This is a genomic window from Acidovorax sp. BLS4, assembly GCF_032929295.1.
In the GTDB taxonomy this organism is placed as follows: Bacteria; Pseudomonadota; Gammaproteobacteria; order Burkholderiales; family Burkholderiaceae_C; genus Paracidovorax.
This window is the reverse complement of record NZ_CP136797.1, coordinates 3662173-3689170: the sequence shown is the minus strand read 5'-3', so window position 1 is coordinate 3689170 and position 26998 is coordinate 3662173. Positions and strand designations below refer to the sequence as shown.

The 26998-nt window shown below is 67.8% G+C and carries 24 protein-coding genes; 12 read left to right on the top strand and 12 right to left on the bottom strand.

Translation table 11 applies throughout. The annotated features are described in order from the left end of the window. Positions 1-6 precede the first annotated feature (6 nt). From R1Z03_RS16985 to R1Z03_RS16975, 3 genes are all read left to right on the top strand, one after another. The gene (locus R1Z03_RS16985; protein WP_284429735.1) at positions 7-903 is read left to right on the top strand and encodes a tripartite tricarboxylate transporter substrate-binding protein; all 897 of its coding nucleotides are present in this window, start codon (positions 7-9) and stop codon (positions 901-903) included. An 18-nt stretch (positions 904-921) separates the two neighbouring features. After that, the gene (locus tag R1Z03_RS16980; RefSeq protein ID WP_284398167.1) at positions 922-1410 is read left to right on the top strand and encodes a thioesterase family protein; all 489 of its coding nucleotides are present in this window, start codon (positions 922-924) and stop codon (positions 1408-1410) included. Positions 1411-1560: 150 nt separating this feature from the next. Then, positions 1561-2145 (top strand): polymer-forming cytoskeletal protein, encoded by a 585-nt coding sequence (locus R1Z03_RS16975; protein WP_284429736.1) that lies wholly within the window; start codon positions 1561-1563, stop codon positions 2143-2145. A gap of 116 nt (positions 2146-2261) precedes the next feature. Here the strand turns inward: R1Z03_RS16975 and R1Z03_RS16970 are convergent, their stop codons facing one another. Further along, the gene (locus R1Z03_RS16970; RefSeq protein ID WP_317353120.1) at positions 2262-2699 is read right to left on the bottom strand and encodes an acyl-CoA thioesterase; all 438 of its coding nucleotides are present in this window, start codon (positions 2697-2699) and stop codon (positions 2262-2264) included. A 40-nt stretch (positions 2700-2739) separates the two neighbouring features. Between R1Z03_RS16970 and R1Z03_RS16965 the strand changes: the two genes are divergently transcribed. Further along, entirely contained in the window at positions 2740-4569 is a 1830-nt protein-coding gene (locus tag R1Z03_RS16965) for an ABC transporter ATP-binding protein/permease (protein ID WP_317353117.1), read from the top strand. A gap of 58 nt (positions 4570-4627) precedes the next feature. Here R1Z03_RS16965 and R1Z03_RS16960 read toward each other — a convergent pair whose 3' ends face one another. From R1Z03_RS16960 to R1Z03_RS16950, 3 genes are read right to left on the bottom strand one after another with little or no spacing between them, the layout of a single operon-like run. After that, positions 4628-5659: a DctP family TRAP transporter solute-binding subunit gene (locus R1Z03_RS16960; RefSeq protein WP_272565140.1), complete on the bottom strand. Its 1032-nt coding sequence runs from the start codon at positions 5657-5659 to the stop codon at positions 4628-4630. Between the two features lie 51 nt (positions 5660-5710). Continuing rightward, complete coding sequence (locus R1Z03_RS16955; RefSeq protein WP_317353112.1) at positions 5711-7009, bottom strand: TRAP transporter large permease; 1299 nt, start codon at positions 7007-7009, stop codon at positions 5711-5713. Next, on the bottom strand, positions 7006-7563 hold the full coding sequence (locus R1Z03_RS16950) for a TRAP transporter small permease (protein WP_317353110.1): 558 nt from the start codon (positions 7561-7563) through the stop codon (positions 7006-7008). Before R1Z03_RS16950 ends, R1Z03_RS16955 begins: the two co-directional genes overlap by 4 nt. Positions 7564-7761: 198 nt before the next feature. On the opposite strand from R1Z03_RS16950, the gene R1Z03_RS16945 reads away from it, so the two are divergent. The 7 genes from R1Z03_RS16945 to R1Z03_RS16915 all read left to right on the top strand — a co-directional run bounded on the left by R1Z03_RS16945 (position 7762) and on the right by R1Z03_RS16915 (position 13810). Beyond that, positions 7762-8700, top strand: a complete 939-nt coding sequence (locus R1Z03_RS16945; protein ID WP_272565137.1) for a LysR substrate-binding domain-containing protein — start codon at positions 7762-7764, stop codon at positions 8698-8700. Positions 8701-8885: 185 nt separating this feature from the next. Then, a complete protein-coding gene (locus R1Z03_RS16940; RefSeq protein ID WP_317353104.1) occupies positions 8886-9773 on the top strand; it encodes an amino acid ABC transporter substrate-binding protein in 888 nt (295 codons plus the stop codon). A gap of 122 nt (positions 9774-9895) precedes the next feature. Then, positions 9896-10798, top strand: coding sequence for an amino acid ABC transporter substrate-binding protein (locus R1Z03_RS16935; RefSeq protein ID WP_284429742.1), 903 nt, complete (start codon positions 9896-9898; stop codon positions 10796-10798). Between the two features lie 122 nt (positions 10799-10920). After that, positions 10921-11652, top strand: a complete 732-nt coding sequence (locus tag R1Z03_RS16930) for an amino acid ABC transporter permease (protein ID WP_272565134.1) — start codon at positions 10921-10923, stop codon at positions 11650-11652. A 1-nt stretch (position 11653) separates the two neighbouring features. Then, positions 11654-12346, top strand: coding sequence for an amino acid ABC transporter permease (locus R1Z03_RS16925; protein ID WP_272565133.1), 693 nt, complete (start codon positions 11654-11656; stop codon positions 12344-12346). A gap of 23 nt (positions 12347-12369) precedes the next feature. Continuing rightward, on the top strand, positions 12370-13107 hold the full coding sequence (locus R1Z03_RS16920; RefSeq protein WP_092745297.1) for an amino acid ABC transporter ATP-binding protein: 738 nt from the start codon (positions 12370-12372) through the stop codon (positions 13105-13107). 295 nt (positions 13108-13402) lie between these two features. Continuing rightward, positions 13403-13810, top strand: a complete 408-nt coding sequence (locus tag R1Z03_RS16915; RefSeq protein WP_317360405.1) for a hypothetical protein — start codon at positions 13403-13405, stop codon at positions 13808-13810. A 61-nt stretch (positions 13811-13871) separates the two neighbouring features. Here R1Z03_RS16915 and R1Z03_RS16910 read toward each other — a convergent pair whose 3' ends face one another. Next, positions 13872-16367: a glucose/quinate/shikimate family membrane-bound PQQ-dependent dehydrogenase gene (locus R1Z03_RS16910; protein WP_317353097.1), complete on the bottom strand. Its 2496-nt coding sequence runs from the start codon at positions 16365-16367 to the stop codon at positions 13872-13874. A 302-nt stretch (positions 16368-16669) separates the two neighbouring features. Here R1Z03_RS16910 and R1Z03_RS16905 point away from each other — a divergent pair, with 302 nt between their 5' ends. Further along, positions 16670-17632 carry a tripartite tricarboxylate transporter substrate binding protein gene (locus tag R1Z03_RS16905; RefSeq protein WP_284404963.1) on the top strand — a complete coding sequence of 321 codons (963 nt, stop codon included), beginning with the start codon at positions 16670-16672 and terminating at the stop codon, positions 17630-17632. 78 nt (positions 17633-17710) lie between these two features. On the opposite strand, the gene R1Z03_RS16900 is transcribed toward R1Z03_RS16905, so the two are convergent. From R1Z03_RS16900 to R1Z03_RS16870, 7 genes are all read right to left on the bottom strand, one after another. Continuing rightward, complete coding sequence (locus R1Z03_RS16900; protein ID WP_372588279.1) at positions 17711-18538, bottom strand: HAD-IIB family hydrolase; 828 nt, start codon at positions 18536-18538, stop codon at positions 17711-17713. A gap of 114 nt (positions 18539-18652) precedes the next feature. Next, complete coding sequence (locus tag R1Z03_RS16895) at positions 18653-20497, bottom strand: hypothetical protein (protein WP_317353092.1); 1845 nt, start codon at positions 20495-20497, stop codon at positions 18653-18655. A gap of 87 nt (positions 20498-20584) precedes the next feature. Next, positions 20585-22387 (bottom strand): hypothetical protein, encoded by a 1803-nt coding sequence (locus R1Z03_RS16890; RefSeq protein ID WP_317353090.1) that lies wholly within the window; start codon positions 22385-22387, stop codon positions 20585-20587. Beyond that, positions 22384-23397 carry a glycosyltransferase family 2 protein gene (locus tag R1Z03_RS16885; protein ID WP_317353087.1) on the bottom strand — a complete coding sequence of 338 codons (1014 nt, stop codon included), beginning with the start codon at positions 23395-23397 and terminating at the stop codon, positions 22384-22386. The genes R1Z03_RS16890 and R1Z03_RS16885 overlap by 4 nt, the downstream gene beginning before the upstream one ends. After that, on the bottom strand, positions 23394-23747 hold the full coding sequence (locus R1Z03_RS16880) for an EamA family transporter (RefSeq protein ID WP_272565124.1): 354 nt from the start codon (positions 23745-23747) through the stop codon (positions 23394-23396). Before R1Z03_RS16880 ends, R1Z03_RS16885 begins: the two co-directional genes overlap by 4 nt. Positions 23748-23768: 21 nt before the next feature. Beyond that, positions 23769-25235, bottom strand: a complete 1467-nt coding sequence (locus tag R1Z03_RS16875; protein ID WP_317353082.1) for a hypothetical protein — start codon at positions 25233-25235, stop codon at positions 23769-23771. After that, entirely contained in the window at positions 25232-26860 is a 1629-nt protein-coding gene (locus R1Z03_RS16870; RefSeq protein ID WP_284429751.1) for a peptide chain release factor 3, read from the bottom strand. Before R1Z03_RS16870 ends, R1Z03_RS16875 begins: the two co-directional genes overlap by 4 nt. Positions 26861-26998 lie beyond the last annotated feature (138 nt).

The window sequence follows — 26998 nt, the reverse complement described above, 5'->3', positions numbered from 1 at the left end:
GCGCCCGTGCCACTGGAAGGGGGCATCCTCAAGGTCGTGGTGCCGTATGCAGCCGGTGGAGCATCCGACCGGGCCGCGCGCCTGCTGGCCGATGCCCTCGGGCCCCGGCTGGCGGTGCCGGTGGTGGTGGAAAACCGCGTGGGCGCGGGGGGGCGGCTGGCCGTCCAGCAGTTGCACCGCGACAGCTCCGGCCAGAACCAGGTCGTGCTGGCCAACCCGGCCACCATGCTGGTGGCGCCGCTGGTCTTCAAGGACAACGGCTACGACCCCGACAAGGACTATGTGGCCCTGTCCCAGATCACGAGCTACCAGTTCGGCCTGGCCGTGTCCACGGCCGTGCCGGTCAAGGAGTTCGCCCACCTGCACGCCTGGATGCTGGCCAATCAGGACAAGCTGGCCGCCGGCGTGCCGGCCACCGGCAGTCTGCCGCATTTCTTTGCCCTGATGCTGGCCGAGAAGCTCTCCCTGCAACTGCCCGTCGTGGGGTATCGGGGTTCCGCGCCGCTGCTCAACGATCTGATGGGCGGCCACGTGCCCATCGCCGTGGACACACTGGATGCGCTGGAGCCCCTGCACAAGGCCGGCAAACTGCGCATTCTGGCGGTGTCGGGCGATCAGCGGTCTCCCACGCTGCCGACGGTGCCCACCTTCAAGGAGGCGGGGCTGGGCCTGTCCGCCCTCGGGTGGAACGTGCTCTATGCGCCTGCGTGGCTGCCGCCGGCCCGGGCCCGGCGCATCGCCGACACGGTGACCCAGGTCATGGCGGACCCGGCCCTGCAGGCCCGCTTCGTGGCGGCCGACATGGTGCCCGTGGTCAGCTCGCGCGACCAGACCGCCAAAATGCTGACGGCCTACAAGGCGCAATGGGCGCCGGTGGTCCGCCATTCGGGCTTTCAGCCCTGAACCCTTGCCCCTTCCTCGATGACTCCACCCCCTGATTCCGCCCAGCCCTCTCCGTTCGAGGCCGAGTTCATCGATGGTTTGAAGGACATCTTCGAGCAGCGCATCGTCTTCAACCAGTTGCTCGGTCTCAAGGTGACGCACCTGGGAGCCGCACATGTCGAGGCGCGCATCGAGATGAAGCCCGAGCTGGTGGGGCACTACGCCTACAACCGCGTGCACGGCGGCGTCATCAGCGCGGGGCTGGATGCCATGGGGGGGCTCGCCGTGATGGCGGCCATCGGCGCCCGCCACATGGACGAGCCGCCCGCGCAGCGCCTGCACCGCTTCGGCAAGCTGGGCACCATCGACCTGCGCATCGACTATCTGCGGCCAGGCATCGGGAGCCACTTCACCCTGCGGGCCGAAGTGCTGCGGCTGGGCTCCCGCGTGGCCAGCACGCGCATGGAGTTTTTCGGCCCCGATGGCACCCTGATGTCGGCAGGCGCTGCGGCCTACATCGTTTCGTAGCCTCGGCCTGCGCGCGATCGCGGCGATGTATGTCGCTGCAAAGCATGCAAGTGCATGCAACGATCGAATGGTTTGGTTACCGTTCTTGCGTAACGCGGGGAGTTTTCGCGGAACGTCGCTTCTAGCATGGCTCTTTTTCAAGGAGATCTGATGGCCGTGCAAAACCCCTTCTTCGGCAAGCGTGAACCCGACGCATTCCAGCCTCGCCAACCTTCTTCCGTCCTCGGTGGTGCGACCACCGTGGTGCCCGGTGGCAACAGTGCCACGACCACGGCCCCTTCTTCCGCCAAGCCGGTATCCACCGGCACGGCGCCTGGCAGTGCCGTTTCCGACGGCGTGGGCAGCAAGCTGACGGTGGGCCCGAACATCAAGCTCAAAGGGGTGGAGATCACCGATTGCGACACGCTCGTGGTCGAAGGCACGGTGGAGGCCACGATGGACTCCCGCGTGATCCACATCGCTGAGCAGGGCGCCTTCCGCGGCTCCGCCGAAATCGACATCGCCGAGATCCACGGCGAGTTCGACGGCACGCTCACCGTGCGCGAAAAGCTCGTGATCTACAGCACCGGCAAGGTGACCGGCAAGATCCGCTACGGCAAGGTGGTGATCGAAGAGGGCGGCCAGCTGGCCGGCGAAATCTTTGCCGGCACATCGGGCCCCGCTCCCCGTGCCAATGCGGTGAACAACAACACCGCCAACGCGCGCAACGAAGCGCCTGCACTCGCCGCGGCCTGAGCCTCGGCGGGCATTGCGACCCACCCCGGCGTGCGCCGAGGGCGCACGTCACAGACCTGCCACGTACGGCCCGTGGCAGGCCAGGCGTTTCGCGCCGGGGTTCTCACTGCATGTTCTCAGCCTGCCGTGCCGCTTTCGGGCATAGCAGTGGCCGGCAGCGGGCGGGGCCTGCCTGCGGCATCGATGGCCACATAGGTCAGCCGCGCTTCCGTGACCTTCACATACCGGCCCTGCGCTGAAAAGCGCTCTGCATACACCTCGACCTCCACCGTGACCGAGGTGCGTCCAGTGCGCGTGACCGCCGAGAAGAACGACAGGATGTCCCCCACGCGAACGGGCTGCTTGAACACGAATTCGTTCACCGCCACGGTGGCCATGCGGCCCTGCACGTAGCGCGCCGGCAGCACCGATCCCGCCAGGTCGACCTGGGCCATGACCCAGCCGCCGAAGATGTCGCCGTTGGCGTTGCAGTCGGCCGGCATCGGAATCACCTTGAGCACCAGCTCCTTGTCGGTGGGCAGTTCGGTCAACGCAGCGCTGGTAAGGGCGGTCATGGGCACAATCTCGGTAAAACAACAACCGGAATTGTCCTTCATGCGCCCCCACGGCGAATCCCCATCCCCTCTCGCCTCGCGCTCCGGCGCCGGCTCCCGCACCGACTGGGCCACGCTCGGCCGGCTCGTTCCCTATCTCTGGCAATACAAGTGGCGGGTGATCGCGGCGCTGGTCTTCGTCGTGGGGGCCAAGGTGGCCAACGTCGGGGTGCCGCTGCTACTCAAGCAGTTGATCGATGCCATGTCGATCGCCCCGGGCGACCCTGCCGCGGTGGTGGTCGTGCCCATCGCCTTGCTGCTGGCCTATGGCGGGCTGCGCCTGTCCACCTCCATCCTGACCGAACTGCGGGAACTGGTCTTCGCCAAGGCCACGCAGGGCGCCGCCCGCAGCATCGCGCTGCAGACGTTCGAGCACCTGCATGCCTTGAGCCTGCGCTTTCACCTGGAGCGGCAGACGGGCGGCATGACGCGCGACATCGAACGCGGCGTGCGCGGCATCGAATCGCTGATCTCGTTCACGCTGTTCAACATCGGCGCCACCCTGATCGAGGTGTTCCTGGTGCTCTCCGTGCTGGCCGTCAAGTTCGACGCGTGGTTCGCCTGGATCACGCTGGGCGCCCTGGGCCTGTACATCGCGTTCACCGTGCTGCTGACCGAATGGCGCACGAAATTCCGCCGGCAGGCCAACGAGTTCGACTCGGCCGCGCACGCGAAGGCGGTGGACTCGCTGCTGAACTACGAGACCGTCAAGTACTTCAACAACGAGGCGTTCGAAGCCCAGCGCTACGACGAAAGCCTGCAGCGGCTGCGCCATGCGCGCCTCAAGAGCCAGACCTCGCTGTCGCTGCTGAACACCGGGCAGCAGCTCATCATCGCCACCGGCCTGGTGGCCATGCTGTGGCGCGCCGCGCAAGGCGTGGCCGATGGCCGCATGACGCTGGGTGATCTGGTCATGGTGAACGCCTTCATGATCCAGCTCTACATCCCGCTCAACTTTCTGGGCGTGATCTACCGCGAGATCAAGCAGAGCCTGACCGATCTCGACAAGATGTTCACCCTGATGGACAAGGAGCGCGAGGTGGCCGATGCGCCCGGCGCCCAGCCGCTGGTCCACCTGGAGCACCCGGCTGTGCGCTTCGAAGACGTGCACTTCGCCTACGAAAGCCGTGCGGGCAGCGCGCGGCCCATCCTGCACGGCATCAGCTTCGAGATTCCCGCCGGCAAGACGGTGGCGGTGGTGGGGCCCTCGGGCTCGGGCAAGTCCACGCTGGCGCGTTTGCTCTTTCGCTTCTACGACATCCAGTCGGGCCGCATCACGGTGGCCGGGCAGGACATCCGGGCCGTGACACAGGACAGCCTGCGGCGCGCCATCGGCATCGTGCCGCAGGACACCGTGCTGTTCAACGACACCATCGCCTACAACATCGCCTACGGCCACCCGGGCGCGGGCCAGGATGCCGTGGAAGCTGCCGCCCAGGCCGCGCGCATCCACGGCTTCATCGCCGCCACGCCGCTGGGTTACGCCACGCAGGTGGGCGAGCGCGGCCTCAAGCTCTCGGGCGGCGAGAAGCAGCGGGTGGCGATCGCCCGCACGCTGCTGAAGAACCCGCCGATCCTGATCTTCGACGAAGCCACCTCCGCGCTCGATTCCGCCAATGAGCGGGCCATCCAGGCCGAACTGAAAAGCGCGGCGCGCAACAAGACGGCCCTGGTGATCGCGCACCGCCTCTCCACGGTGGTGGATGCGCACGAGATTCTGGTGATGGAAGCCGGCCGCATCATCGAGCGCGGCACCCATGCCGCGCTCCTGGAGCAGGGCGGCCGCTACGCCAGCATGTGGGCGCTGCAGCAAAGCGGAGAGGCCGGCTGACGGGGCGCCGCAACGCACCCTCGTGCGCGGGCGCCGGTCCGCAGGCCGACCCGGCCCTTCAGGGCTTGCGCGCGGCGATCGCCTTCTCGGCCTGGTCCACCAGGTCCGCGCCGATCTGGCCCTTCCACTTGTCGAACACCGGGCGCGTGGCCTTGGCGAAGGCGGTGCGTTCGGCGGGGCTGAGCTGGGTCACCGTCACCCCGTGGCTGGCGATTTCCTTGAGCAGGGGCTTGTCGGCCTCGACCATGCCCTTGCGCGCGATGGCGATCTGTTCCTTGCCGGCGTCGATGGCGGCCTGCTTGACGATTTCGCGGTCGGCAGGCGTCCAGGAATTCCAGATGTCCTTGTTGACCACGAAGATCAGCGGGTCGTTCATGTAGCCCCACAGGGTCATGTATTTCTGCGCCACGGTGTAGAGCTTGGCGGCCATGTAGACCGACACCGGGTTCTCCTGCCCGTCCACGGCGCTGCTGGCCATGGCGGGCTGGGCGTCGGCCCAGCTCATCTGGGTGGGGTTGGCGCCCAGTGCGGAGAAGGTGTCCAGGAACAGCGGCGAGCCGACCACGCGGATCTTCAGGCCCTTGAGGTCCTCGGGGCTCTTGATGGGGCGCTTGGAGTTGGAGATTTCACGGTAGCCGTTCTCGCCCCAGGCCAGCGGCACCACGCCGGCCTTGTCCAGCGTCTGGAAGATGCTCTTGCCCACCTCGCCTTGCGTCACCGCATCCACGGCGGCGTAGTCTGGAAACAGGAAGGGCAGCGAGAACAGGTTGAGCGGCTTGACCTGGGGCGACCAGTTGATGGTGGAGCCCACGGCCATGTCGATCACGCCTTGGCGCAGCGCGCTGAACTCGCGCGTCTGGTCGCCCTGGATCAGCGAAACGCCGGGGTACAGCTTGATGTTGATGCGGCCCTGCGTGCGTTCGCGGACCTTGCTGGCCCACAGTTCGCCGCCCTTGCCCCAGGGGAAGGCGGTGCCCAGCACCAGCGACATGCGGTATTCGCTCTTGTAGTTTTGCGCCAGGGCCGGCGTGGCGAAGGCCAGTGCGGCGGCGGCAGCGACGGCGCTGGTGAGGAAGGTGCGCAGTTTCATGGTTTCAGTCTCCTGGTTCTCGGTGAAAAGGGGGCGGTGGGGTCGATGAGGTCAGTAGCCCAGGCGGGCGGGCAGCCACAGCGCCAGTTGCGGGAAGGCAATGACCAGCACCATGACGATGAACATCGCCAGCAGCATCGGCCCCACCCAGCGCACGGTGGACTCCATGCGCACGCCGGCGATGCGGCACGACACCATGAGGTTCACGGCCAGCGGCGGCGTGAACTGGCCCAGGGCGACCTTGAGCGTGAGGATGACGCCGAACCACACCGGGTCCCACTGGTAGTGCTGCATGATGGGCAGCAGTAGCGGCACGAAGATCAGGAAGATCGAGATGCCGTCGAGGAACATGCCCACCGTGATGAGCAGCAGGATCAGCAGCGCCATCACGCCGTATTCGCCCAGGCCCGAGTTCACGATGGCCTTGGCCACCGGATCGATCACGCCCAGCGTGGACAGCGAGAACGCGAAGATGCCGGCCAGCGACACCACCAGCAGGATCACGGCCGAGAGCTCGCCCGCCTCGCGCAGGATGGGAAACAGGTCGCGCACCCGGATGGTCCGGTGGATGCACATGCCCACGAACAGGCCGTAGAACACCGCCACCACGGCCGCCTCGGTGGGGGTGAACCAACCCGCCCGCATGCCGCCCAGGATCAGCACCGGCGCGGCCAGGCCCCAGGAGGCTTCGCGCAGGCTGCGCCAGAACGGCGGGCGTGGCATGGAGGATTCGAGCGCGCCCATCTTGTGCCGGCGGGCCAGCCATACCGCGGGCACGATCAGCGCGATGCCGGCGAGCACGCCGGGAATCATGCCGGCCGCGAACAGCGCGGGCACGGAGGCGCCCGGCACCAGCACCGAATAGATGATGAACGCGACGGAGGGCGGGATCAGGATGTCGGTGGCCGCCGCGGCGCCCACCACGCTGGCGGAGAACGAGCCCGGATAGCCCGCCCGCGACATGGCCGCGATCATCACGCCACCCACCGCGGCCGCATTGGCCGGGCCCGAGCCGGAGATGCCGCCCAGGAACATCGCCACGGCGATGGCCACCAGGGGCAGCATGCCCGGGCCGCGGCCCACGATGGACACGGCGAAGTTCACGAGCCGAAGCGCCACGCCGGAGCGGTCGAAGATCGAGCCCACGAGCACGAACATGGGGATGGCCAGCAGCGGGTACTTGCCCAGGCCGGCATAGAAGTTCTGGGGCACGGCCAGCAGGCCGAACCATTGGCTGTCGGCATTGGCCAGGGCAATGGCCGCCACCCCCGCCAGCCCCAGCGCGGCGCCGATGGGCACGCCCACGAACATCATGGCGAGGAACGCCACGAACAGCAGGGTCGCGATCATGCGGAGGTGTCCTGCCGGCCCGCCGGGGAGGCCGTGCGGCCCCGGCGGATGAACAGCCCCACCGCCCGCCAGGTGATCAGTGCGGACAGCAGCGGCAGCCACACCGAGTACCACCACTGCGGCACGCCGATGCCGGGGGAGGTCTCGCCGAAGCGGTAGTCGTCCCACACCACCCGCACGCTCAGCACGGCGATCGCGCCGAACAGCAGCGCCACCATCAGTGCACCGAAGCGGGCCAGCACGTGACGGCGCGCGGCCGAGCCGCCCTCGGCGAACCATTCGATGCGGATGTGCTGGTCGCGCGCGACCGCGGCGGAGCCCGCCACCAGCGCCAGGACGATCATGAGGAAGACCGAGATCTCCTCGGTCCAGGCGAAGGAGGAGTTGGTGAAGTAGCGCACCAGCACATTGGCGAAGGTGATGAGGGCCAGCGCCGCCATCACGATGACGGTGAGCCAGTCTTCGATGCGCAGGGAGCGGGGAGCGTCGTCGGGCGGTGCGGCAGGCCGTGCCGCGTCGTGGGGCGCGGGCCCGGACGGGGGAAATGAGGACATGGGAGGCAGAGGGTCGAGAGAACGGACAACGTGGCGATGCGGGTCACTCTGCCCGCCGGCCTTGTGCGCCAGGGGCCCGGACGGGGCGGCGCTCGGAGCGCCGAAGCCATTTTGCAAGCAAACGTGGCAGGGTCCGGTGCAGGGTTTCCCCAAGGGGCCTTGCGCCGCAGGCACGCGCGGCCCCCGATAATGCGCGCCATGGAAACCAAGTGGCTCGAGGATTTCGTCAGCCTCGCGGAAACGCGCAGCTTCAGCCGTTCAGCGCAATTGCGCCACGTGACCCAGCCGGCGTTCTCGCGCCGCATCCAGGCGCTGGAGGCCTGGGCCGGCACCGATCTGGTGGACCGCAGCTCCTACCCGACCCGGCTCACGCCCGCGGGCAAGACGCTCTACGAGGAAGCGCTGGAGATGCTGCAGGCCATGCAGAACACCCGCGCCATGCTGCGGGCCCACACCAGCGCCGGCAAGGACATGATCGAATTCGCAGTGCCGCACACGCTGGCCTTCACGTTCTTTCCCGCCTGGCTGTCGAGCCTGCGCGAGCGTTTCGGGCCGGTCAAGAGCCGCCTCATCGCGCTCAACGTGCACGATGCCGTGCTGCGCCTGGTAGAGGGGGGGTGCGACCTGCTGATCGCCTACCACCATCCCTCGCAGCCCTTCCAGCTCGACGCCGACCGCTACGAAATGGTGACCCTGGGCCAGGAAATCCTCTCGCCCTATTCGCGCGCCAATGCCGACGGCCAGCCGCTGTTCAGCCTGCCGGGCCGCGCGGGCGAGCCGCTGCCCTACCTGGGGTATGCACCCGGGGCCTATCTGGGCCGCGTGACGGATTTGATCCTCAAGCAGTCGGGCACGGCCATCCACCTGGACCGCGTCTATGAAACCGACATGGCCGAGGGACTGAAAGCGATGGCGGTCGAGGGGCACGGGGTGGCCTTCCTGCCGCACAGCGCGGTCAAGAAGGAACTGCGCTCGCGCCGCCTGGTCAGTGCGGCGCCCCCGGGCGTGGAGGACCTGCAGATGGCGATGGAAGTGCGGGCCTACCGCGAAAAGCCGTCCGGCAAGGAACCCTCCAAGGGCATCGCCCAGTCGTTGTGGACCTACCTGCAGGCCCACAGTACGGACAAGCCCCTTTGACCGCAGGGTCAGGTTATGTGTCAAATGCATATTCCACCGTGCATTTGGCATTGGAAAGACCGTGTGACGGGACGTACATTCCGTCCCGGCGTCCGGAGCGAAGTGCACAAGCCTTTGCCCAACAGAGAGGCCCGGCCTGGCACGGTGTTTGCTCAGGTTAGAACTTACGAACTTTGAGACAAGCCATGAAAACATTCCATTGGAAGGCCGTATGGGGCGTTGCCGCCTTGTGCTGGGGCATGGCTGTCTCCGCGCAGGGGGTACTGGAGCGGGTCACCGTCGGCGGCAAGCTGGTGCTGGCCTACCGGGAGTCCTCGGTGCCCTTTTCCTATGTGGACGCCGGCAAGCCCTTGGGCTACGCGGTGGAGCTGTGCCAGCGGATCGCCGAGGTCGTGCGCAAGAAGACCGGCCGCAAGGACATGGAAGTGGAATTCGTGCCGGTCACCTCGGCCAACCGCATGGAGACCATCGAGAAAGGCCGCGCCGACATGGAGTGCGGCTCCACCACCAACAATGCCGAACGCCGCCAGGTCGTGGCGTTCACCGTGCCCCACTTCATCACCGGCGCCCGTCTGCTGGTGCCGGCCCAGAGCAACGTGGACCGCATCGAAGACCTCAGCGGCAAGAAGCTCGTGTCCACCAAGGGCACCACGCCCTTGAAGGCGGTCCAGCAGATCAACCGCGAGCGGCTCCTGCAGATCAACATCGTCGAAGCCCCGGACCACGCCCGGGCCGTCGAGATGGTGGAAAAGGGCGAGGCCGATGCCTTCGCGATGGACGACGTGCTGCTCTACGGCCTGGCGTCCAACCGCCCCAATCCGGCCGCCTTGAAGGTGGTCGGCAAGTTCATCACCACCGAGCCCCTGGCGATCATGCTGCCCAAGAACGACCCTGCGTTCAAGAAGGTGGTGGACGACGAGATGCGCCGGCTGATCACCAGCCGCGAGATCTATCCCATCTACGACAAGTGGTTCGCCCAGCCCATACCGCCGTCCAACCGCGCGCTCAATCTTCCGGTGAGCTATCTCTTGCGGGATTTCTGGCGCTATCCCACCGATCAGGTTCCGTTTTGAGCGCCGTTTTTTAGCTGCGCTGACCCGATGTTCCGGGTATTCGGCATGGTGGCGAATTCCACTCCGTGCCAATATCTAGAATGATTGTTTCCGTTGTATCCGTAAGTTCTAAGGAGATCCTGATGAAGAAGCATTTGCTGGCAGTCGCCATCACCGCCCTGGCTGCAGGGAGCGCATTCGCGCAAGCCAATGACACGCTGGCCAAGATCAAGGCCTCCGGCACGATCACCGAAGGTGTGCGCGAATCCTCCGGCCTGTCGTACACCCTGGGTGACGGCAAGTACACGGGCTTCCACTACGACGTGTGCGCCAAGGTGATCGCCGACGTGCAAAAGCAGCTCGGCCTGGCCAAGCTGGACGTCAAGTACCAGCCCGTCACGTCGCAAAACCGCATCCCCCTGGTGCAAAACGGCACCGTGGACATCGAGTGCGGCTCCACCACCAACAACGCGGCCCGCCAGAAGGACGTCGCCTTCGCGGTCACGACCTATGTCGAAGAAGTGCGCATCGCCGTCAAGGCCGATTCGGGCATCACCGGCATCAAGGACCTGAACGGCAAGAACATCGCCACCACCACGGGCACCACCTCGGTGCAGACGCTGCGCAAGAACAAGCGCGCCGAAGGCCTGACGTTCAAGGAAGTGTTCGGCAAGGACCATTCCGACAGCTTCCTGCTGCTGGAATCCGGCCGCGCCGACGCCTTCATCATGGACGGCTCGATCCTGGCTTCCAACATCGCCAAGTCCAAGAGCCCCAACGATTTCAAGATCGTCGGCGAAGTGCTGAGCGTGGAACCCATCGCGATCATGATCCGCAAGGACGACCCCGCCTTCAAGAAGGCCGTGGACGACAGCATCAAGGCGCAGATCAAGTCCGGCGACATGGCCAAGCTGTACGACAAGTGGTTCATGCAGCCCGTGCCTCCGAACAACGTGAAGATCGGCCTGCCGGTGAGCGAAGCGACGAAGGCCGCCTGGGCGAACCCCAACGACAAGCCCATGGAAGAGTACGCCACCAAGGACTGAGCGCCCGGCGCTCGCATGCGGCAAACGCCCACCTGACGGTGGGCGTTTGTTTGTTTCCCCGGCAGGGATGCCCGGGATGGGGCGCCAAGTTTGAAGACAACGAGATTTGAGAAGGATTTCCCATGGGATCAAATTGGGATTGGCAAGTCTTCCTGCAGGACCCAGGGGGTGAATACCCGACCTACCTCCAGTGGATGCTCTCTGCCTGGGGCTGGACGGTGTCGGTGGCCCTGCTGGCCCTGGTCATCGCGCTGGTGATGGGATCGATCGTCGGCACGCTGCGCACGCTGCCCGACAACAAGGTGCTGGTCGGCTTCGGCAATGCCTGGGTCGAGCTGTTCCGCAACATTCCGCTGCTGGTGCAGATTTTTCTGTGGTACCACGTGCTGCCGGCGATCTTTCCGGTGCTCAAGGGCGTCTCGGGCTTCATCCTCGTGGTGCTGGCGCTGGGCTTCTTCACTTCGGCGCGGATCGCCGAACAGGTGAGGGCGGGCATCCAGGCCCTGCCGCGCGGCCAGCGCTACGCGGGCATGGCCATGGGCTTCACCACGGTGCAGTACTACCGCTACGTGCTGCTGCCGATGGCATTTCGCATCATCATTCCGCCGCTCACGAGCGAGACGATGAACATCTTCAAGAACTCGTCCGTGGCCTTCGCCGTGTCGGTGGCCGAACTGACGATGTTCGCGATGCAGGCGCAGGAAGAGACCTCGCGCGGCATCGAAATCTACCTGGCCGTGACGGGCCTGTACGTGATCTCGGCCTTCGCCATCAACCGCATCATGGCCTTCATCGAAAAGCGCACGCGCGTTCCCGGCCTGATCGTGTCCGGCGGCACGGGGGGAGGCCACTGACATGATGAATCTCGACCTTTCCTTCTACAGCTGGGACATCATCAGCAAGTTCGTCGTCAAGGGCTTTTACTTCAGCATCATGCTGACGCTGATCGCCACGGTCGGCGGCATCCTGCTGGGCACCGTGCTGGCGCTGATGCGCCTGTCGGGCAAGAAGTGGCTGGACGCGCCGGCCACGTTCTACGTCAACGGCATGCGCAGCATCCCGCTGGTGATGGTGATCCTGTGGTTCTTCCTGCTGGTGCCGGCCTCGTTCTACGCGGCCCTGCCCGGCGGAATCGGCACGAGCTACCGCTCGGAGCTGTCGGCCATCATCACCTTCATCGCCTTCGAGGCCGCGTACTTCAGCGAGATCATGCGGGCCGGCATCCAGTCGATCTCCCGCGGACAGGTGTTCGCGGGCCAGGCGCTCGGGATGACCTACGGCCAGAACATGAAGCTCGTGATCCTGCCGCAGGCGTTCCGCAACATGCTGCCCGTGCTGCTCACGCAGACCATCATCCTGTTCCAGGACACTTCGCTGGTCTACGCCATCGGCGCCTACGACATGCTCAAGGGCTTCGAGACGGCGGGCAAGAACTACGGGCGGCCGATCGAGGCCTACCTGCTGGCAGCCGTCGTGTACTTCGCGATGTGCTTCGCACTGTCCTGGGTCGTCAAGCGCCTGCACCGGAAAATCGCCATCATCCGCTGAGCGGAAAGAGTGAGGAAATAGCAATGATTGAAATGAAGAATGTCTCGAAGTGGTACGGCAGCTTCCAGGTGCTGACCGACTGCTCCACTTCCATCCAGAAGGGCGAAGTCGTGGTGGTGTGCGGCCCTTCGGGCTCCGGCAAGTCCACGCTGATCAAGACCATCAACGCGCTCGAGCCCTTCCAGAAGGGCGAGATCTTCGTGGACGGCATCGCCGTGCACGATCCCAAGACCAACCTGCCCAAGCTGCGCAGCCGCGTGGGCATGGTGTTCCAGCACTTCGAACTGTTCCCCCACCTGTCGGTGACCGAGAACCTGACGATCGCGCAGGTCAAGGTGCTGGGCCGCGGCGCGGACGAGGCCAAGAAGCGCGGCCTCAAGATGCTGGACCGCGTGGGCCTGTCGGCGCACAAGGACAAGTTCCCCGGCCAGCTGTCGGGCGGCCAGCAGCAGCGCGTGGCGATTGCCCGTGCGCTGTCGATGGACCCCATCGTGATGCTGTTCGACGAACCCACGTCCGCCCTCGACCCCGAAATGGTGGGCGAAGTGCTGGACGTGATGGTGGGCCTGGCCAACGAAGGCATGACCATGATGTGCGTGACCCACGAAATGGGCTTCGCGCGCAAGGTCAGCAACCGCGTGATCTTCATGGACGTGGGCGGAAAGATCCTGGAGGACTGCTCCAAGGACGATTTCTTCAACAACCCGGATGCCCGCCAGCCACGCACCAAGGACTTCCTCAACAAGATCCTGCAGCACTGATCCGCTGCGAGCCCCTGCGCCCCTGCGCCCCTGTCGGCGGCAGCAGGGCACCAACGAGAAGCGCCCCCCAGGGCGCTTTTTTCATGGGCATCCAGGCAGGGAAGGCGGGGCGGCGCAACAATGGGGCGCCCTGGCGGATGGGGCGGTGGTTCGCGACCGTCCGCTTCCCTTTTCCCCTGCGTGCGCGTTGCCCGCCTTTCCTGGATTCCCATTGCCCATGCCACTGCCCGATGACGTTCAGGCCGACGATGCAGCCGCGGGCGGCGCGCGTGCAGGCGCTGGTGCGGGTCGGGGAGTGGATGCCCGTGCGGGAGCGCATGGCCCGGATTGGCAGGTCGTGCACCTGCACCCCTCGGCCCCGCCGCAGCCGGCGCAAGGCGCGCCGTGCAACGGCTGCGGCCTGTGCTGCCTGGCAGAGCCCTGCCCGCTGGGCATGCTGGTGTCGCGCCGCCGGCATGGCCCGTGTGCGGCGCTGCGCTGGCGCGAAGAAGGCGCTGGCGGCGATGCCGCACCGGGCCGCTATGTCTGCGGCATGGTCGCGGACCCCGGCGAGGTCACGGGCTGGCGCAGCGCCTGGGCCGTGCGGCTGATGCGCGCGCTGGCCCGGCGCTGGATCGCGGCCGGCATCGGCTGCGATGCGCCGCCGCTGCGAGTGCCTGAGGGGGCGGTCCATCCCCCAAAGGACCCGGGCAATTTGCTATAAAAATAATAGCGATATGCCCTAGTATCGATTGCGCTGGAGGCCTTTTTGTCTCAAAGCCTCGTCAGGTGCGCGGCAGGGCGTAGGCGATCAGCCAGTCCCCCGTGCGCGTGCCGAGCGAGCCGTGCCCGCCCGCCGCCACCACGATGTACTGCCGGCCATCGGCCCCGGTATAGGTCATCGGGGTGGCCTGGCCGCCTGCGGGCAGGCGGCTCTTCCACAGCTCGTTGCCATTGGAGACGTCGTAGGCCCGCACGTAGTAGTCGAGCGTGCCGGACAGGAAGGCCACGCCGCCGGCCGTGGTCACCGGGCCGCCCAGGTTGGGCACGCCCATCTTGAACGGCACGGGCACGGGAGCCAGGTCGCGCACGGTGCCGTTCTTGTGCTTCCAGACGATCTTGCCGGTGGTCAGGTCCGCGCCGGCCACGTAGCCCCAGGGCGGCGCCTGGCAGGGAATGCCCAGCACCGAGACGAAGGGCTTCAGGCGCACGGCGAACGGCGCGCCCACGTTCTCGTTCAGCGCGGGCAGCATGCCGTGCGGCGGCGCGCCGCCGGGCTGGACCAGCAAGGTGGTGTCGTCGGTGCGCGGGATCAGCTGCGAGGTGAAGGCCAGGTAGGTGGGCGTGGTGAACGCCATCTCGCGCTGCGGGTCCACGGCCACGCCGCCCCAGTTGAACACGCCGAAGTTGCCGGGATAGACCAGGGTGCCGCGGGTGGAGGGCGGGGTGAAGCGGCCTTCGAAGCGCAGCTTCTCGAACGCGATGCGGCACATGAGCTGGTCAAAGAGGGTCACGCCCCACATGTCCGCGCCGGTGAGCGGTGCGGGGTCGAATGACAGGGCCGATTTGGGCTGCGTGGGCGCGGTGCGGTCGCCCTCGGCGGCGCCCTGGGGGGCGGGCACCTCGGTGACTGGCAGGATGGGGGTGCCGGTGCGACGGTCGAGTACGAAGACCTCGCCCTGCTTGGTGGGCTGCACCAGCGCGGGCACGCGCTCGCCCTTGACGGTCAGGTCCACCAGGCTGGGCTGCGCGGGCACGTCGTAGTCCCACAGGTCGTGGTGCACGGTCTGGAAGTGCCAGCGCACGCGGCCGGTGGCCAGTTCGAGCGCCACGACGGAGGACGAATAGCGCTCCACCTCGGGGCTGCGGCGGCCGCCCCACTGGTCGGGCGGCTGGTTGCCCATGGGCACGTAGACCAGGCCCAGGGTTTCGTCCACGCTGGAGATCGACCAGCTGTTGGGCGAATTGGCGGTGTAGGTCTCGCCGGGGCCGATGGGCGCGGTGGCCTCGGGCTTGGCCGAATCCCAGTTCCACACCAGCGCGCCGGTGTGCACGTCGTAGGCGCGGATCACGCCGGACTGCTCCTTGGTGGAGGCGTTGTCCAGCACGGTGCCGCCAATGATGACGAGATCGCGCGTGACCACGGCGGGCGAGGTGGAGTAGTAGGCGCCGGGGCGGCGGTTGGGCATGCCGGTCCACAGGTCGATCTGCCCGGTGCCGTTGCCGAAGTCGGTGCACAGGCCGCCGGTGCGCGGGTCCAGCGCGAGCAGCCGGCCATCGGCTGTGGGCATGAACAAACGCCCTTCGCAGGACGCCGTGGGCAGGGCGGGTGCCGAGGCCGGCACGGGTGTGGCCGGCTTGGCTGCGGGTGGGGAAGAGGGCGCTGGCGCGGCCGTCGGAACGGCCGCGGCGCCGGCGGTGGCCGGCTCGGGCGGCTGGTACGACAGGCCGCGGCAGGTCAGGTGCTGCAGCGCCAGTTCGCCTTTGCCCTGCACCTGGGTGTCGTAGCGCCAGACCTGCGCGCCGGTGGTCGCGTCGAGCGCAATGACCGACTGGTGCGGGGTGCACAGGTACAGGCGGTTGCCGACCTTCAGCGGCGTGACCTCGAAGGTCGTCTCCTGCGGATCGCCGGGCTCGCCGCGCACGTCGCCGGTGCGGTACTGCCAGGCGACCTCCAGGCCGCGCACGTTGTCGGGGGTGATCTGGCCCAGCGGGGAGTAGCGCTGGCCCTCGCCGGTGCGGCCGTAGGCATGCCATTCGCCGGGCGGGATGGTGCCGTTGTCGCCAGGGCTGCCAGCCGCGGCGGGCACCGCCGTGGTGGGGGTGGGGGCGGCATGCGCGGCGAAGGCGCCGGGTACGTCGTGCGCGTCATGGAACCACGAGGCCACGGCCACGGCCAGAAAGGCCGCCAGCGTCACGCCCAGCGCGCGGCGCGGGCCGCGCTGCGATGGCGAGACCAGGCCGCGGGACACCCAGGGCGTGAGCAGCAGCACCCCCAGCACGAAGAACACGTCGCCCCGTGCAGCAAGCGGCCACCAGTCCAGCCCGGCCTCCCACAGTGACCACAGCAGCGTCACCAGCACCAGCCCGGCATAAACCCACAGGGCGGCGGGGTTGCGCTGGGCCAGCATCCAGCCGGCGAGCAGGGTGGCCAGGCCCGCGGGCAGGTAGTACCACGAGCCGCCCAGGGCGATGAGCCAGACCCCGCCGACGCCGATGGCCAGGCCGATCACGACGAGAAGCACCCCCAGGAAAACAGGCGCGTGGCGTTGGTTGGGCATGACCATTCCTCTTGAATAGGCAGTTCCCGGGCATGGCCTGCGGCCGGATGTGCGGGGGTTGGGGCTGGGAAGCGGCACGCTGGAAGTCGCGTGCGCCGGGGGTGACGTTAAGCGGGCACCCCGCGCCGCCGTGTCGGTTCCGCCCGTCGCCCCATGTAGGACGAACGCACCGGGCCCCGGCACCGGTGCTTTGGAGCCTTGCATGACGCGTGCGCGACAGGGCCTCAGGGTTTCCGGCCTGCAGGGATGGGGCTGCCCTGCGCTGCAATGGTGGTTGCTTACTTTGCGAGAACCGACCGACCATGCAGCGCCGCCATCTCATGCAGCTCGGGGCCGCGGCCCTGGCCGCCCCCGCCCTCACCGCCCGTGCCCAATCCTTTCCCGCCCGGCCCATCAAGCTGGTGATCGCCTTCCCGGCCGGCGGGCCCACCGACATCACCATGCGCGTGCTGGCCGACAGCGCCGGCAAGGCGCTGGGCCAGCCGGTCATCGTGGACAACAAGCCCGGCGCCGGCGGCACGCTGCCCGCGCAGCTGCTGCAGTCCTCGGCGGCCGACGGCTACACCGTGGCGCAGATCCCGCTGGGCGTGTTCCGCATGCCCTACACCACCAAGATCAACTGGGACCCGGTCAAGGACATCACCTATGTGCTGAACGTCACGGGCTACGCCTTCGGCGTGGTGGTGCCGGCCGACTCGCCGTTCAAGACCTGGGCGGACTTCGTGGCCTATGCCAAGGCCAACCCCGGCAAACTCAGCTACGGCTCCACCGGCACGCTGACCAGCCCGCACCTCACCATGGAGCTGGCCGCGCAGCAACTGGGCCTGCAACTGCTGCACGTGCCGTACAAGGGCAGCGCCGACCTGATGCAGTCCATCCTGGGTGGGCAGATCATGGCCGCGGCCGACTCCACCGGCTTCGCGCCGCAGGTCGAGGCGGGCAAGCTGCGCGTGCTGAACACCTGGGGCGCCGAGCGCCTTGCGAAATTCCCCGATGCGCCCACGCTCAAGGAGCTGGGCATCGACGTGGTGCAGAACTCGCCCTTCGGCATCGGCGCGCCCAAGGGCACGCCGCCGGACGTGGTCAAGCGCCTGCACGATGCGTTCAAGCAGGCGATGGACCAGGAGTCCTACCGCACCGCGCTGGCGCGATACGACATGGTGCCGATCTACATGGACAGCGCGCGCTACCGCCAGTTCGCGCAGGACACCTTCACGCGCGAGAAGGCACTGGTGGAAAAGCTGGGCCTGGGCAAGCCGCTGTAATCCCTCGCGCACCGGGATGGAGCGCCGCTTGCGATGGATCGATTTGCTATGAAATAATAGCTACAAGGGCAATATTTTCTAGGGCATGCGGCCCATCGCACCCAAAATGGCCTGCGCGACCTCGGCAAAGCCCGCGCCGCGCTCGCCCCGGGTGACGTAGCGCGGCCGGTGGCGCAGCTGCGGCACGAAGCGCGCCACGTTCGCCACGCCCACGCTGTGGGCGAAGCGCTCGAACATCAGCTGGTCGTTGGTGGAGTCGCCCACGTAGACCCATCGGTCGATCTCGGCGTCCAGGTCGCGCCCCAGGCGCTCGCGCACGATCCAGCGGGCGCCCTCCAGCTTGTTGTGCGCCCCGAACCAGCCGTTGACGTGGATGCTGCTCACCGTGGCATGCATGCCCGCCGCGTGCAGGCGGTCCACCACCTGGTCGATGGCGGCCTGCGGCAGGTGCACGAACTCGCTGTGGTCGATGGCGATGTCGCACTCGCGCCCGGCGGAATCGGTGGCGCGGCGCGCGCCCGGCACCTCGCGCTCGATCTGCGCCAGCACGGCCTGCATCCGCGCGTAGTTGGCCGCCCGCGTCGGCGCATCCTGTTGATACCATTTCGATAGCACGATGCCGGCGTTTTCATTGCGCTCGAGGGCATTCTGGTTCCGCTCCGCCACCAGCGCCACCGCGCCGTTCTCCGCCACGATGGCGCCCACGGGCCACGCGGCCGCGAAGGGCTCGCTCCAGCCCACGGGGCGCCCGGTGATCGGGATCACATGCAGGCCCGCCGCTTTCAGGTCCGCGATGGCGGCCAGCGCATCGGCAGTGATGGCGCCATCGGTGGTGAGGGTGTCGTCGATGTCGGTGAACACCCCGGCGAGGGTGGCCGGCGGCTGCCAAGCGGCCAGAGGCTGCAAGGTGGCGGGGAGGGGGGAGGGCGAAGGCATGGCGGTGGCAGGGAAAGGCGTGGCCGGAAAGTAGGGGGACGCGCGATCAGGGCCTGGGCCGCCCGCGGGGGCGTCCCCAGGCCCTCAGCGCTTGGCGAACTCGATGATGGCCCGGTAGAAGCGGTCGGAGCCGTCCTTCGTGTTGTCCGGGCCCAGCTCCATGCGGTTCACGCCGTTTTCGGCGCTGCCCTTGAACCGGTTCGGAATGACGGAAAAGTAGTACGGGCTGATGAACCGCGCGCCGCCGGCGTAGTGCGACTGCATGGCCGCCAGGTGGGCGCCGTCGCGCTTCCACTGCTGTGGATTGAATTCGGGCACGCCGTAGTCGGCGATCTTGCGTTCGGCCAGGAACCCACGCACCCAGTCGCTGTCGGTGGCGCCGCCATACAGGTTGATGCCGTGCTTCCAGGGCAGCGAGCCGTGCAGGGTCTGGTCCGCCGCGAAGAGCTGCGGGTTCCAGGAGGAGTTCACGTTGGGCACGATCTGGTGGGAGTACAGCTTGTCGGCCGGCAACCCTTCGCTCGAGGGGATGCGGTGGAACTCGCCCAGCAGCCGCGCCACCTGCTGCTCGCGGTAACGGTTCCAGTCCCGCGCCAGCGGATTGAAGAGCACGCCCTGCTGCGGCTTGGGCAGGTCGAGCCACGAGCGCACGCCGGGCAACTCGCTCGCGGCCTTCATGCCGAAGACCTCCGGCGGGCGGCGGTTGGGCGGTGCCACGCGGCGGTCGCGCGGCATCACCGTGAATTCGGTCTGCGCCACCTCGAAGCGCGCTCCGCCCACGCGCGCCACGATCTGCGCCATGTGCTTGCCGGGGCGCAGGGCGCTGAAGTCCACGTCGGTGCGAAAGCCCACGTTCGGCGTGGTGACCTCGTCCAGCGCGCGGTACACGTCCAGCCGGTTGTAGCCGCGCGCCACCGGGCCGATGTAGCGCGCATCCAGGTACAGGTCGAGGCCGGTCACGCGGCCTGCGGGGTCCCACAGCCAGCCGGAGAGCGGCAGGGTGCCGTCGGCAAAGGCGTCGTAGTGCTCGCCCAGGCTGCTGGCCGGCTCGCGGCTCACATCGTGCGACGGGGCGGGAACGGTGTTGAACGCGGCGTAGGCCGTCCCGGCCTGCCGGTTCAGCGCCGCGATGCTGCCGTACTGCTTGGCCAGGTAGGCCTGGAAGCCCGCCACCGAGGCCGGGCTGTAGTCGGTGGTGCGGATGTTCTGGTACTCGCCCATGCCGTGTTCGAAATCAGGGAACAGGTGGTGCAGTTCGCCCGCGAGCGTGATGGCGACGATGCGCTGCTGCTGCTCCGCAGGCAGGGCCTTGATGCGCCGGGCGACGTAGCGCAGGGCCTCGTAGCGGTAGCGGTTGACCGGAATGCTCGCATCCGTCTCCAGCGTGTAGGGCGCGATGCGGTAGCCGAAATAGCCCAGCTCCAGCGGCTTGCCCCCGGGCAGTTGCATGAGGTTGCGCGGGTCTTTCTCCAGCTCGTCGGTCAGGGGGCCGGCGGAGTCAAAATGGTCCCCGGCCAGGTACAGCACGACGGGGCGTTTCACATCGGCGACGAGCTGCAGGAATTCATCGACCCGCGCCGTGTCGATCTCCCAGCCCGTGGCGGTCCTGCGGTACAGCGCCAGCAACTGGAGCGTGGACGTGAAGCCGATCTGCACCTGACCGCGCGGGCCGCCGGGCTCCAGCGTGTCGAGCAGGCGGTTGATCGCTGCCGCGCCCGTGCGCTTGCGCGCGCGGCACAGATCGATGGCGGCTTCGTAGGTCTTGATCCGCGGATCGTTGGCGGCCTCGTCGCACACCATCGTGCCGACGATGGTCGGGGCGACGATGAACGGCGCGCGCGCCGGGCGGGGGGCGGTGTCCGCGTGCGCAGCGGCTCCCAGCAGGGACAGTGCCGCCGCCAGAATCCGGTGAGCGTTGAAAAAGCGCATGGCAGAGTGTCCGTCAAGGAAAAGAACTGCAAGGCCATGTCCGGCCGTGCAGAAGGGCCCCGGTGGGGGCTGGGAAAAAGCGGAGCCTCAGGGCGGGCTGAGCGCTTTTTCCCGGTAGAAACGTCCTTCGCTGGCCTCGTACAGGCCCAGATCGCCGAACTGCATGCGGGTGCCCGGCTTGCAGTGGAACTCCATCGTCAGGCGCCCTGGCGGGCCGGGCATCACCAGCGGCATCGTGCCCCAGGTGATGTCCTGTCCGGCCTTCAGTCCGTCCAGGCGCACGAGGCTGGCGCGTGCGGCACCGTCGGGCCGGGTGTAGCCCACCCACAGGCGCTGGCACTGGCCTTCCAGGCGCTCCAGCGGCAGCCGCAGGATGGAGATGCCATCCATCTTGAAGGCCTTCGCGCGCCACTCGACCAGGGCTTTCCCGGACGCCATGGGCACCTCGGCCGCGAACGGGTCGCCCTCCCACCCCTGGGTCTGGACCGTGCCAGGCTCGGCCATCTGCAGCAGCACGGGGTGCCCGAGGCTCAGGTCGGGCATGAGCGGCGCGCTGGCGCGCAGGTGGTAGTAGCCCAGCCCGATGCCCGCCACGATGGTGGCCAGGGCGCCGCCCAGGGCCATGCCCCGGCGTGGCTGGCGCCACAGCATCGCCACGCCTTGTGCGGCCAGCAGCACGAACAGGATGTCGAGCGCGCTGATGCTGTAGCGCGGGTTGTAGAGCACCGGCACGTGCACCGCGCACTGGTAGGCCGCGGCGCCGGTGGCCATCCACACCATCAGGTGCCGGCGCCCGCCCCATGCACCCAGGCACGCCAGGATCACCAGCACCACGCGCCAGGACCGGTCGTTCATGACATGGCGGTCCAGGTGCGCGCGGCTGAAGAACAGCACGGCACCGAGCTTTTGCACGTACATCTGCGCCAGCACCGGGAAGGGCGTTTCGCGCAGCATGGTCTTGGCCACGGCCATCAGGCGGCGGTCGCCCTCGATCGAAAGGTGCCCCTGGCCGTCCGTGATGGTGGACTCATCATGGACCAGTCCGAAGTACGGCGGCTCGTAGCCGGACAGCACGGGGTTGCTGCCGAAGTACAGCGCCGCGCCTGTGCCCGTGGCGACAATGGGCCGGCCGAATTCCTCGTTTTGCCGCGCCATGTAGGCGCCCACCAGCGCGAGGGCGATCAGGTGCACCGCCGCGATGCGCACGGCCGCGCCTCGTTGCGCGCCCTGCAGCTTGCGCGATGCGGCGAAGAACGCCACCACGGCGAACGGCAGCCAGTACATGTAAGTTCCGCGGGTCAGGGTGGCCGCGGCGAGGGCCAGGCCCGCCAGGACCACGGCGCCGATCCGCCAGCGCGCTGCGCGCGTACCGGCCGTGGTGTCTACCGCATAGGTGGTGGCCCAGAGCCACACGGCAACCAGGAACACGAAGGGCGCTTCGCCCATGAGGACCGCGCCGGCCTCCACCAGCATGTGGGGCAGCACGAACAGCCAGGCCGCGGCGGCGGCGGCCACGCGGCCGCCGATCTTGCGTGCGGCATCGAACGTGAGCACCAGCGCCACGAGCGAGATCGCGAGATTCGCCGCCTTCACGGCCACCGGGTCCGCCCCCGAAAGCGCCATGTAGACGACTGCGCCGGGCGCCACCTTGAGCATCTTCGGATCGCTGAACAGCTGCGCTGCGTCCTCCAGCAACTGGCGCGCCAGCGGCAGGTAGGTGTGCAGCGAGTCGAACGGGATTTCCACCCGCGTGAGCACTTCCACCGTGCGCGCCGCGTAGAAGATGAGGGGCACGACCAGTCCCCACAGCATCCAGTGCAGTGTGGCGCGCTCGGACGGTGCGAGGGTGTGGCTGTCGTTGGGAGCGATGTGGCCCGGGGAGACGCTCATGGCGCGGCCTTCCCGGCTGGATCGGCGGCGGCATCGAGGTCGTCCGGATGCAGGTAGGTGCTCAGGGGCTCCGTGGGCACGCTGCCCACGTCGTAGTGCAGGAACGCCACCAGGAACTGGATGCCGATGAGGACCGGCAGCGCCGCCAGCATCACGGTGCCGCTCGTGGCCGGATGGGTGCCGTAGGCGCTGTTGATCCAGTGCAGCGCCCCGAACAGGCCCCCGGCCAGCAGCAAAAGCATGCCGAAGAGGCTGTAGATCGAGCCCACGTTGAAGTCGCGCACCAGGTAGCTGTACACGTAGCGCCGGGCCAGGCGCGAGGCGTGCTTTTTCAGGAATTCGGGCAGGACCTTGCCGATCTTGAGGTTCGATTCTTCGTCCGCGTACACGGCGTCCATGGGCACGTCGCGCACCACCGCCCGCAGCGTGTTCAAGCGGAACAGCATGTCGGTTTCGAAGAAATAGCGGCGCTCCAGCTTGTCCAGCGGAAGCTCGCGCAGCACGCTGGTGTGGATGGCGGTGTAGCCGTTCGTCGGGTCCATGATGGACCAGTAGCCGCAGCTGAGCTTGGTCATGAACGACAGCACGGCATTGCCGAACAGGCGCATCCCGGGCATGCCGCGCACCGATTCGGGCCGGAAGAAGCGGTTGCCCTTGGTGTAGTCGGCCCGGCCGTCCTGGATGGGGCGCACGAACAGCGGCAGCAGGCGGGGGTTCATCTGGCCGTCGCCGTCGATCTTGACCACGATGTCGATGCCGTCCGCGACGGCCTGGCGGTAGGCCGTGACCACGGCCCCGCCCACGCCCTGGTTCTCGGGGTTGAACAGCACCTGCACGCGCGGGTCGGTGCAGTGCTGCTGGATGAAGGCGCCGCTGCCGTCGGGGCAGGCGTCGTCCACCGCGTAGATGCGGGACACGCTGGCCGGAATCGTGCGGATCACCTCCAGCACATGCTGGGTGACCTTGTAGCAGGGGATGGCGACCGCGACGCTCATGGTGTGCTTCGTCATGCCGAAGCCCTCCCCGCCACGGCGATGCCTGCCAGGATCAGCGCCCCCCCGATGAAGGTCTGCAGATGCAGCGGCTCATCGAGGAACAGCCACCCCAGCGCCGGCACGATCAGGAAGGCCAGGCCCATGAACGGATAGGCCAGGTGCAGCGGTGCGCTGCGCAGCACCCAGATCCACAGCAGCGTGGTCACGCCGTAGAGCGCCAGGGCCACGATGAGCCAGCCGTTGAAGATCCAGTCGGTCAGCACCGGCTGGGCCGGCAGCATCATGGCGGCCTTCTTGAACAGCAGTTGCCCGAGCGAGATGCCGAGCACGCACAACAGGGTCAGGGACGTGAGTAAAAGGGACATGGTGAGAAGGCAGGGGGCGTGTCATGCCGACACGGGGCGGGCCGGGGTGGGGCGCCGCAAGGCGAAAGCGGGAAGCAGGGCCAGGGGCAGGGTGAAAAACGGCAGGAGATAACGGTATTCGCCCGCGGTGGACAGCAGGAAGATGGCCACCAGTTGCACGGCCATGGGCAACGCCACGATCAGCAGGGTCAGGTCGCGCCGGGCGATGCCACGGCACAGGGCCCACGCCAGCAAAAGCATGCCGAGCCAAGGGGTCCACAGCAGCCACCGCCATGCATGGCTGGCCTTTTGCAGGGCGATGAAGCGGCGCTCCACGCCGCGCAGGTCGAACTGGCGAAAGACCGACACCCCCTGCGTGCGCTGCAGCACGTAGGTGGCGTAGGTCACGGAGGGAAAGCCGCCCTGCGCGAGCGCGGCGGCCAGGAAGACGTTGACCCGGCTGGCGATGAAGTCGGGCAGGTTCTGCCAGAGGTTGTAGGTGAAGAATTCACGCACGAGGGCCTTCTGGTCGGGCTGCGGCAGCCCTTGCATCTGCGGGCCTTCGGGATGGAAGACGAGCATGTCCCAGTACGCCGGGTCTGCATAGGCCTGCAGTTGCGGCAGGGGGCGGTAGCGCCCGAGCATCTCGATCGTGGCGGGCGACACCTTGGGCCGGTCCAGCACCCAGGGATCGTTCATGTGGGGGTACTGGTCCCACAGGCGGTTCATGGCCCGGGGCTTGAGAAAGTTTACGGTCTCGAAGACCACCATGGGATAGACGGCTTCCTGTGTCCTGGACGGATGCAGCTGGTGGCCCGCGAACATCGCCGCGCCCACCGCGCCGATGACCGCCGCCAGCGTCCAGCGGCTGCGGCGGTCCAGGAGCAGCAGCACGGCGACCGCCGGCAGCAGAAAGACGATGCCGTTCGGCCGGGCGAAGGCCGCGAAGGGCAGCGCCACGGCCACCATGGCCAGCGAGGCCGCGCCCATCGTGCGCTGGCGGGCGGCCAGCCACAGCTCGAACAGCAGGCCGCAGGACGCCACGGCGAAGATGCCGTCCGGGTACAGCGTGCCCATGAAGTAAACCATGTGCGGTGCCAGGCACACCAGCACCAGCACCACCGCGAAGCTCTTTCTCAGGCCCTGCCGCCAGTACCACGCCAGCATGCGGGCGAAGATCCGCGCGCACAGGCACAGCAGCACCGCCACGGGCACTTCCACCCGCCGCGTGCCCTCGTAGAACAGGCGCACGAAGTAGTACCAGAAGACGGTCTTGCCGGAGCGGAAGTCGCCTCCGCGCTCCACCTCCAGCAGGATGGAGACCGAGTCCTCCCCCAGGATGCCGGGCCAGAAGGCCATCAGCCAGGTGCCGTACAGCGCCATCAGGGCGCTCCAGATCACCAGGAACGGGGTGGCTGCCCGCCAGCCATCCCGCGGGGCGCGGACCGCGCGGGCAATGGACGGAGATGGCAGCGTCGCTCCCACGGCCGGGCGATGGTCTGCGCTCAACCGGCGGCCTGCAGCGCCAGGCCGGCGTGCTCGCGCAACGGGTGGAAATGGATCTTGGGAAACCGCTCCTGGGCCAGGCGCACGTCGTAGGGCGACGTGCACAGGTAGGCCAGCGTGTCCGCCGCGTCGTGCGCGAGCCGCAGCGGGTAGGCGTCGGTGAACGCCCGCAGGTCGGCCGGGCTGTCGGCGGTGATCCAGCGGGCGCCGGTGTACTGGCAGCCCTCCAGCCGCACGTCGGCGTCGTATTCGGTCTTGAGCCGGTGCTGCACCACTTCGAACTGCAGCTGGCCCACCGCGCCGAGCAGCATGGCGCCGCCGGCGTCGGGCTTGAAGACCTGGATCGCGCCCTCCTCACCGAGCTGGGCCAGGCCCTGCTGCAATTGCTTGGTGCGCAGCGGGTTCTTCAGGATGACCGTCATGAACAGTTCGGGCGCGAAGAACGGCAGGCCGGTGAACTGCAGGCTGGCGCCGTCGGTGATGGTGTCGCCCAGCTGCACGCCGCCATGGGTGGTGAAGCCGATGATGTCGCCGGCATAGGCCTCTTCCACCGCCTCGCGGCGTTGCGACATGAAGGTCACCACGCTGGTGGGGCGCAGTTCCTTGGCGGTGCGCTGCACCTTGAGCTTCATGCCCGGCGTGTACCGGCCCGAGGCCACGCGCACGAAGGCGATGCGGTCGCGGTGGTTGGCGTCCATGTTGGCCTGCACCTTGAACACCACGCCCGAGAAATTCTGGTCTTCGGGCTGCACGGTTTTCTCGACCGGCTGCTTGTTCACCTGCAGGCTGCTCAGGCGGGGACGCGGCGAGGGGGCCAGGTCCACCAGCGCATCCAGCACTTCCATGACCCCGAAGTTGTTCACGCCGGAGCCGAAGAACACCGGCGTCTGCTTGCCGGCGAGGAAGGCCTCGTGGTCCCAGGTGGGCGAGGCGCCCACGGCGAGTTCCATGCTCTCGATGGCGGCGTCGAATTCGCTGCCGAAACGCGCGCGCAGGTTGGCGGCGTCCGACAGGGGAATGGTCTCGAAGTCCTGCGGGCGGCGCTCGCTGCCCGACTCGAACACCGTCATGGCCTGCGTGCGCAGGTTGATGATGCCGCCGAAACCCTTGCCCTGGCCCACGGGCCAGGTCATGGGCACGCAAGGCATGCCCAGCTCGCGCTCGACCTCGTCCAGGATGTCCAGCGGTTCGCGCACTTCGCGGTCCATCTTGTTCACGAAGGTGATGATGGGCGTGTCGCGCTGGCGGCAGACCTCGATCAGCCGGCGCGTCTGCGCCTCCACGCCGTTGGCCGCGTCGATCACCATCAGGGCCGAATCGACGGCGGTGAGCACGCGGTAGGTGTCTTCCGAGAAGTCCTTGTGGCCCGGCGTGTCCAGCAGGTTCACCACGTGGTCGCGATAGGCCATCTGCATGACCGAGCTGGCCACCGAGATGCCGCGCTGCTTTTCAATCTCCATCCAGTCGCTGGTGGCGTGGCGGCTGGCCTTGCGGCCCTTGACCGCGCCCGCGATCTGGATCGCGCCCGAGAAGAGCAGCAGCTTTTCCGTGAGCGTTGTCTTGCCCGCGTCCGGGTGGGAGATGATGGCGAAGGTGCGGCGGCGCCGTGTTTCGGAGACGTAGGACACAGAGTTTTTTGGTGAGGGCGCGGCGCAGCGGTGGGCCGAAGTACGGGCGCCAGGGTCGGCGCGCTGGCGCGCCGCCGCGGAGGGCGCCCGCGGAAAAGTGGCCGTATTCTAATGGCGGCCCCCATGCCGGACCTCGGT

Bases quoted from the DNA above. Each gene is read 5' to 3' on its own strand.
- R1Z03_RS16960 (WP_272565140.1), bottom strand. From the start codon at position 5,659: ATGAAACTGCGCACCTTCCTCACCAGCGCCGTCGCTGCCGCCGCCGCA.
- R1Z03_RS16885 (WP_317353087.1), bottom strand. From the start codon at position 23,397: ATGACGAAGCACACCATGAGCGTCGCGGTCGCCATCCCCTGCTACAAG.
- R1Z03_RS16910 (WP_317353097.1), bottom strand. From the start codon at position 16,367: ATGCCCAACCAACGCCACGCGCCTGTTTTCCTGGGGGTGCTTCTCGTC.
- R1Z03_RS16965 (WP_317353117.1), top strand. From the start codon at position 2,740: ATGCGCCCCCACGGCGAATCCCCATCCCCTCTCGCCTCGCGCTCCGGC.
- R1Z03_RS16980 (WP_284398167.1), top strand. From the start codon at position 922: ATGACTCCACCCCCTGATTCCGCCCAGCCCTCTCCGTTCGAGGCCGAG.
- R1Z03_RS16895 (WP_317353092.1), bottom strand. From the start codon at position 20,497: ATGCGCTTTTTCAACGCTCACCGGATTCTGGCGGCGGCACTGTCCCTG.
- R1Z03_RS16930 (WP_272565134.1), top strand. From the start codon at position 10,921: ATGGGATCAAATTGGGATTGGCAAGTCTTCCTGCAGGACCCAGGGGGT.
- R1Z03_RS16975 (WP_284429736.1), top strand. From the start codon at position 1,561: ATGGCCGTGCAAAACCCCTTCTTCGGCAAGCGTGAACCCGACGCATTC.
- R1Z03_RS16945 (WP_272565137.1), top strand. From the start codon at position 7,762: ATGGAAACCAAGTGGCTCGAGGATTTCGTCAGCCTCGCGGAAACGCGC.
- R1Z03_RS16935 (WP_284429742.1), top strand. From the start codon at position 9,896: ATGAAGAAGCATTTGCTGGCAGTCGCCATCACCGCCCTGGCTGCAGGG.
- R1Z03_RS16970 (WP_317353120.1), bottom strand. From the start codon at position 2,699: ATGACCGCCCTTACCAGCGCTGCGTTGACCGAACTGCCCACCGACAAG.
- R1Z03_RS16905 (WP_284404963.1), top strand. From the start codon at position 16,670: ATGCAGCGCCGCCATCTCATGCAGCTCGGGGCCGCGGCCCTGGCCGCC.
- R1Z03_RS16880 (WP_272565124.1), bottom strand. From the start codon at position 23,747: ATGTCCCTTTTACTCACGTCCCTGACCCTGTTGTGCGTGCTCGGCATC.
- R1Z03_RS16950 (WP_317353110.1), bottom strand. From the start codon at position 7,563: ATGTCCTCATTTCCCCCGTCCGGGCCCGCGCCCCACGACGCGGCACGG.
- R1Z03_RS16920 (WP_092745297.1), top strand. From the start codon at position 12,370: ATGATTGAAATGAAGAATGTCTCGAAGTGGTACGGCAGCTTCCAGGTG.
- R1Z03_RS16890 (WP_317353090.1), bottom strand. From the start codon at position 22,387: ATGAGCGTCTCCCCGGGCCACATCGCTCCCAACGACAGCCACACCCTC.
- R1Z03_RS16955 (WP_317353112.1), bottom strand. From the start codon at position 7,009: ATGATCGCGACCCTGCTGTTCGTGGCGTTCCTCGCCATGATGTTCGTG.
- R1Z03_RS16925 (WP_272565133.1), top strand. From the start codon at position 11,654: ATGATGAATCTCGACCTTTCCTTCTACAGCTGGGACATCATCAGCAAG.
- R1Z03_RS16940 (WP_317353104.1), top strand. From the start codon at position 8,886: ATGAAAACATTCCATTGGAAGGCCGTATGGGGCGTTGCCGCCTTGTGC.